We start from the raw sequence: 4,113 nt of genomic DNA, 5'->3' as shown, positions 1-4,113 counted from the left end.
GGTATATCATTATCATCAGTCTGATCATATATTTAATTAGTCAATTTGTAGATATAAAAAGTATTATTGCAGGCGCAGGGATAGCGGGAGTGGTCATCGGTTTTGCTGCACAACAGATGCTAAAAGATGTCATATTAGGCTTTGCAAGATTAGCGGACAAAGAGTTTCGTGTTGGCGATTTTGTTACTTTTAACGGAACAAATTCAGGAACCATTGAGGAAATTAGTATTCGTTTTATGCAAATTCGTGAATGGTCAGGAAAACTCCTTACCATACCACACGGAGAGATTAGAACGATACAAAATTTTAATAAAGGATGGATGCGAGTTATTGAACGCATCACGGTAAGTTATCAGGAAGATCCTACAAGAGTTAAGGAATTGTTAGAAGAGGTCTGTGTTATGTGTAATGAAAAATTGGATCAAAGTCTTTATAGAGTAGAGGATGAAGCTGTTGAACCATTTAAATATGTTGGAGTTACAGACTTAAATCCTAACCTTAAATATGTAGGATATGAATTTTGTATTACAGGTTTGATTAAACCGGAAGATTATTTTGAAACTTCAAGGCAAGTAAGATTTGAATTAATGTCTATGTTCCATAAAAATCAAGTACAAATGCCAGCAGCGAATATGTTCGTTACTACTGAAAGTTTACAAAATATCCATGTGGGACAATCTTTATCAGACAGTTAATGAAAACTAGCTAATTTCTGTTTTGGTTTAGAATTTAGATTTGCAAATCAGCAGACTTGAATGAACTGTATGGGATATCTCCTAAAAAAGAGCTGAAGGAATTCAGTTCTTTTTGTTTGTAGTATTTAGAAATTTCTTAATGTTATAATGGTAGTTGGTGATGAGAATGAACATAGATGAAAAAGAAATGCATCGTTTAGAAGCATTAAAAGAAATTGCTGAGTTACTAAATGAAGCAACAAACTTACAGGAAATGTTAGGAAAAGTGTTACATACATTATTACAAGTTATGAATTTACAAACAGGGTGGATATTCTTTATTGATGAAAGTGGAAAGCATCGTATGCTTGTAGACCAAAACTTACCCCCAGCTCTTACGTGGCAGGAAAAGAAGCCGATGTGTGAAGGAGATTGTTGGTGTGTAGAACGTTTTGTGAATGGAAGATTGGAAAAAGCGACAAATATTATTGAATGTAAACGAATAGAGGATGCGATTGAATGTAATTGGGGAGAGACCGAAGATGTTACACATCATGCGACAATCCCGCTAAGATCTGGATCAGAGAAATTTGGTTTATTAAATGTAGCCTCGCCCCATAAAACACATTTTTCTGAGGAAGAGTTAGCGTTATTAGAAGCGATTGCATTTCAAATTGGAACGACAATACAACGTATTCAATTAGTTGAGAAAGAACGAAAATATGTAGTAGTAGCTGAAAGAAATCGACTTGCACGTGACCTACATGATTCCGTTAAACAATTGTTATTTTCAATTATGCTAACAGCGAAAGGGACTCTAAATATGACGAAGGATAGAGACTTGCAAGAGATGTTAAGTTATATTGGAGAATTATCACAGGAAGCATTGCAGGAGATGACACTTTTGATTTGGCAATTAAGGCCTGAAGGATTAGAGAAAGGTTTAGCAGAAGCGATTCAAAATTACGGAAAACTGTTAGGGATTCAAGTGGAAGTTCGAATTGATGGAATGGTTTTAATTGAAGATGAAATAGAAGAAGTTTTATGGCGTATAAGCCAAGAGGCATTACATAATTGTAAAAAGCATGCTTCGTGTGAAAAAGTATGTGTTTATTTAAGGATTGAAGATAATAAGCTGCACTTTTACATAGAAGATAACGGAATAGGATTTATACAGGATCAAGTAAGAGAGTCAGCACTTGGTTTGAAAAGTATGAAAGAACGAATTGAATTAATGAGGGGAATTTTTCGAATAAAAGCAGAACCGGAAAAGGGGACAAAGATAGAAATTCAATTACCGGTTTGAGAGGGAGAACATCAGTGAAAATTAAATTATTACTTGTAGAAGATCATCATATCGTTCGAAGGGGACTCGTATTCTTTTTGAAAACGAGAGAGGAATTTGAAATTATTGGAGAAGCAGAAAATGGCGAAGAGGCATTAACATTTGTTCAAAAAGAAAAGCCAGATGTAGTTTTAATGGATATATCAATGCCTATAATGGACGGTATTGAAGCGACAAAACGTATAAAACAATATGACGAGACAATAAAAATTCTTATGCTCAGTAGTTTTTCGGAACAAGATTACGTTTTACCAGCATTAAAAGCTGGGGCAGATGGTTATCAATTAAAAGAAGTGCAGCCAGATCAACTCGTTGCGTCAATTGTTGCGGTATATCAAGGGAATACGAATTTTCATCCAAAGGTAACACCTGCGCTATTAGGGCGGTCAGCAGTCAAGAAAGAAAAAGAGAATCCTTTTTCCATGTTAACGAAAAGGGAGCAAGAAGTACTTCGTGAAATTGCGAAAGGAAGAAGCAATAAGGAGATTGCAGCGGCGCTTCATATTACAGAACAAACGGTTAAAACACATGTTTCCAACGTATTGGCTAAATTGGAAGTAGATGACCGCACACAAGCTGCCTTATACGCAGTAAAGCATGGGGAAAACTAGAAATAAGTATGAATAATTGTGTCATATGCTACGGAAGAATACATATGAGAAATTAAAATGTATAGAGATGCCGAATAAAGGTTTTTCTTCTTTCAATAATTAGGTACAATAAAGTGAAACTTTAATCAGTGGGGGGGGTCATCCCCACTGATTATTAGTTGAACCAATCGGGTTTTTACGGGCAGTTGATCTCCCACCTAACTCCCTTGCATTCATCGAATTTTGAGGTGGGAGTCTTACTGCCCGTTAATACGGGATAAAGCTACTATGGAAGGGGAAGATACACTATGCCTGGTACAAAAAGTGGGATTGGAAAGATTCAGGCTTCGGTAAATGGTTTATCACCGAAATTACGAAGTATTGCCGAACATATTTTGAAACATCCACAAGATGTTGTACATAAATCGATTACGGAATTAGCGGAAGTTACGAATAGTTCCGAAGCAACGATATTCCGCTTATGCAAACACCTAGGTTTTCAAGGGTTTCAAGACCTGAAAATTACATTAGCTCGTGAGATTGTACATACTCCGATGCAAAACATTCATGAGGAAGTATCGGTAGAAGATAATATGGTCACTGTTGCTAAAAAAGTTTTTCATTCACATATTACAGGACTGCAAGATACATTACATTTGTTAAATGATAACGCGTTGGAACAGGCAGTAAGTGCGCTGAATGAAGCAAAACGAATTGAGTTTTATGGAAATGGTGGGTCGGGTATTATTGCGATGGATGCTTATCATAAGTTTATGAGAACGGGTATTTCTTGTATTGCCCATACGGATTCTCATTTTCAAATTATGGGAGCTGGCTTGCTGACAAAAGAAGCAGTGGTCATTGCAATTTCTCATTCAGGCAGTAATAAAGGATTACTTGAAGCATTAGAAGTAGCAAAAGCAAGAGGAGCTCGCATTATTGCGATTACGAGCTATCAAAAATCGGCATTAAGCCAACTTGCTCATATAACGCTATATACTTCGACGCGTGAGACTGAATTTCGTACAGAAGCAAGTTCATCACGATTAGCGCAGCTTAGTTTATTAGATACTTTGTATGTGGGTTTGTCGTTGCAACGACAGGAGGAAACACTGCAAAATTTACAAAGCATACGTGAAACAATTTCAATGAAGCGAATATAAAAAGCTCTTCAAATGAAGAGCTTTTTAGTTTGTTGATGTATCCTCAAGATCTACTTGTCCGTAGAAATACGCAACATGTTCATCTTTAGCCTTTTAATTAGTTTTATCCCGCTATTTGTGGGCAGTAAGACTCCCGCCTCAAAATTAGGCACAGGCGAGGAAGTTAGGTAGGAGATTAACTGCCCGTAAAAGCCAAATCGGTGATATCCCATCACAATCAAGCTAAGAAAAGTAAATACCCCAAGATGAACTACAAAAAAATTGTTTGAAACGTTTTACTTATAGTCATAATCTCCCATCTTTACAACCATTCATTTTTTCAACCTCTATACTCTTTATAT

4 protein-coding genes are annotated in these 4,113 nt (G+C 36.3%); all 4 read left to right on the top strand.

Annotated features, from left to right (window positions below; genetic code table 11):
* On the top strand, window positions 1-695 hold a 695-nt coding region (locus AB3X48_RS18590; RefSeq protein ID WP_367959800.1), incomplete at its 5' end, for a mechanosensitive ion channel family protein.
* A gap of 166 nt (window positions 696-861) precedes the next feature.
* Window positions 862-1,980: a GAF domain-containing sensor histidine kinase gene (locus AB3X48_RS18585; RefSeq protein ID WP_016104743.1), complete on the top strand. Its 1,119-nt coding sequence runs from the start codon at window positions 862-864 to the stop codon at window positions 1,978-1,980.
* Between the two features lie 14 nt (window positions 1,981-1,994).
* A complete protein-coding gene (locus tag AB3X48_RS18580; protein WP_002202133.1) occupies window positions 1,995-2,630 on the top strand; it encodes a response regulator in 636 nt (211 codons plus the stop codon).
* Between the two features lie 287 nt (window positions 2,631-2,917).
* Window positions 2,918-3,772, top strand: coding sequence for a MurR/RpiR family transcriptional regulator (locus tag AB3X48_RS18575; RefSeq protein WP_016104744.1), 855 nt, complete (start codon window positions 2,918-2,920; stop codon window positions 3,770-3,772).
* Window positions 3,773-4,113: the final 341 nt, after the last annotated feature.

The organism is Bacillus sp. S4 (assembly GCF_040838205.1).
GTDB lineage: Bacteria > Bacillota > Bacilli > Bacillales > Bacillaceae_G > Bacillus_A > Bacillus_A cereus_U.
This window is presented reverse-complemented; position numbering and strand designations above follow the sequence as displayed.

Excerpts from the sequence above, each read along its gene's own strand:
- AB3X48_RS18585 (WP_016104743.1), top strand. The coding sequence starts at position 862 with ATGAACATAGATGAAAAAGAAATGCATCGTTTAGAAGCATTAAAAGAA.
- AB3X48_RS18575 (WP_016104744.1), top strand. The coding sequence starts at position 2,918 with ATGCCTGGTACAAAAAGTGGGATTGGAAAGATTCAGGCTTCGGTAAAT.